Source organism: Paenibacillus sp. y28 (assembly GCF_037137075.1).
Classification (GTDB): Bacteria; Bacillota; Bacilli; order Paenibacillales; family NBRC-103111; genus JBBBNV01.
In genome coordinates this window covers 1-2,874 of sequence record NZ_JBBBNV010000067.1, presented here as the reverse complement: position 1 = coordinate 2,874, position 2,874 = coordinate 1, and the positions used below count along the sequence as shown (strand labels likewise).

The 2,874-nt window shown below is 54.5% G+C and carries 1 rRNA gene; it reads left to right on the top strand.

The annotated features are described in order from the left end of the window. Positions 1-2,868, top strand: a 23S ribosomal RNA gene (locus tag WBG83_RS22175); the annotation flags it as partial. Positions 2,869-2,874: the final 6 nt, after the last annotated feature.

Genomic DNA, 2,874 nt, shown 5'->3' with positions numbered 1-2,874 from the left:
GAAGGACGTGGCGAACGACGAAATGCCTCGGGGAGCCGTAAGCAGGCTTTGAGCCGGGGATGTCCGAATGGGGGAACCCGCGTATCTTAATCGATACGTACTCTCACTTGAATCCATAGAGTGGGCAGAGGCAGACCAGGGGAACTGAAACATCTAAGTACCCTGAGGAAGAGAAAACAAACGTGATTCCGTCAGTAGCGGCGAGCGAACGCGGAGGAGCCTAAACCTGGGTGACTTGTCACCCAGGGGTTGTGGGACGTCAATATGAGCGAGGCAGCGTAGACGAAGGGTCTGGAAAGGCCCATCAGAGAAGGTGAAAATCCTGTAGTCCAAACGCTGCGCAGCTCTAGACGAATCCCGAGTACCGCGGGACACGAGAAATCCCGTGGGAATCTGGCAGGACCATCTGCTAAGGCTAAATACTACCTAGCGACCGATAGCGAAGCAGTACCGTGAGGGAAAGGTGAAAAGCACCCCGGGAGGGGAGTGAAATAGAACCTGAAACCGTGTGCTTACAAGAAGTCAGAGCCCAATCTAGGGGTGATGGCGTGCCTTTTGTAGAATGAACCGGCGAGTTACGTTCCCGTGCAAGGTTAAGTTGAAGAGACGGAGCCGCAGCGAAAGCGAGTCTGAATAGGGCGACTTAGTACGTGGACGTAGACCCGAAACCGGGTGATCTACCCCTGGCCAGGGTGAAGGTGCGGTAACACGCACTGGAGGCCCGAACTCACGAGCGTTGAAAAGCTCGGGGATGAGTTGGGGGTAGCGGAGAAATTCCAATCGAACCCGGAGATAGCTGGTTCTCCCCGAAATAGCTTTAGGGCTAGCCTCGAGGAACCGAGTAACGGAGGTAAAGCACTGATTGGGTGCGGGGCCCGCCAAGGGTTACCAAGTCCAGTCAAACTCTGAATGCCGTATACTTAGACTCGGGAGTCAGACGGTGAGTGCTAAGATCCATCGTCAAAAGGGAAACAGCCCAGATCATCAGCTAAGGTCCCCAAGTGTGTGTTAAGTGGGAAAGGATGTGGAGTTGCACAGACAACCAGGATGTTGGCTTAGAAGCAGCCACCATTGAAAGAGTGCGTAATAGCTCACTGGTCGAGTGACTCTGCGCCGAAAATGTAACGGGGCTAAACACACCACCGAAGCTATGGCTTGAACGTAAGTTCTTGGGTAGGGGAGCGTTGTATGCACGCTGAAGGCGTACTGTAAGGAGCGCTGGAGAGCATACAAGTGAGAATGCCGGTATGAGTAACGAAAAGACAAGTGAGAATCTTGTCCGCCGAAAGACTAAGGGTTCCTGGGGAAGGTTCGTCCGCCCAGGGTAAGTCGGGACCTAAGGCGAGGCCGAAAGGCGTAGTCGATGGACAACAGGTTGAAATTCCTGTACCACCGTAACCGTTATGAGCAATGGGGTGACGCAGAAGGGAAGAGACGCGAGCTGATGGAATAGCTCGTCCAAGCAGTAAGGCTGGTGTGTAGGCAAATCCGCACACTGTAAGGCTGAGCTGTGATGGGGAGGGAAATATAAGTACCGAAGGTCTTGGGCTCAAGCTGCCAAGAAAAGCCTCTAGCCAGGTGAAGGTGCCCGTACCGTAAACCGACACAGGTAGTCGAGCTGAGAATGCGAAGGCGCGCGGAAGAACTCTCGTTAAGGAACTCGGCAAAATGACCCCGTAACTTCGGGAGAAGGGGTGCCTCGGTAGGGTGAATAGCCCGAGGGGGCCGCAGTGAAAAGGCCCAAGCGACTGTTTAGCAAAAACACAGGTCTGTGCGAAGCCGCAAGGCGAAGTATACGGGCTGACGCCTGCCCGGTGCTGGAAGGTTAAGGGGAGCGGTTAGGGGTAACCCGAAGCTGTGAACCGAAGCCCCAGTAAACGGCGGCCGTAACTATAACGGTCCTAAGGTAGCGAAATTCCTTGTCAGGTAAATTCTGACCCGCACGAATGGCGTAACGACTTGGGCGCTGTCTCAACGAGAGATCCGGTGAAATTTTAGTACCTGTGAAGATGCAGGTTACCCGCGACGTGACGGAAAGACCCCATGGAGCTTTACTGCAGCTTGATATTGAACTTTGGTACAATCTGTACAGGATAGGTGGGAGCCTGAGAGCTTGGTGCGCCAGCATCAAGGGAGGCGCCGTTGGGATACCACCCTGATTGTATCGGAGTTCTAACCTGGTACCGTTATCCGGTACGGGGACCGTGTCAGGTGGGCAGTTTGACTGGGGCGGTCGCCTCCTAAAAAGTAACGGAGGCGCCCCAAGGTTCCCTCAGAATGGTTGGAAATCATTCGAAGAGTGCAAAGGCAGAAGGGAGCTTGACTGCGAGACCAACAAGTCGAGCAGGGACGAAAGTCGGGCTTAGTGATCCGGTGGTACCGAATGGAAGGGCCATCGCTCAACGGATAAAAGCTACCCTGGGGATAACAGGCTTATCTCCCCCAAGAGTCCACATCGACGGGGAGGTTTGGCACCTCGATGTCGGCTCATCGCATCCTGGGGCTGAAGTAGGTCCCAAGGGTTGGGCTGTTCGCCCATTAAAGCGGTACGCGAGCTGGGTTCAGAACGTCGTGAGACAGTTCGGTCCCTATCTGTCGCGGGCGTAGGAAATTTGAGAGGAGCTGTCCTTAGTACGAGAGGACCGGGATGGACGTACCGCTGGTGTACCAGTTGTCTCGCCAGAGGCATGGCTGGATAGCCAAGTACGGAAGGGATAAGCGCTGAAAGCATCTAAGCGTGAAGCCCCCCTCAAGATGAGATTTCCCAGTATGTAAGACCCCTTGAAGACGACGAGGTAGATAGGTTCGGGGTGGAAGCGCGGTAACGTGTGGAGCTGACGAATACTAATCGGTCGAGGGCTTATCCAAGATACA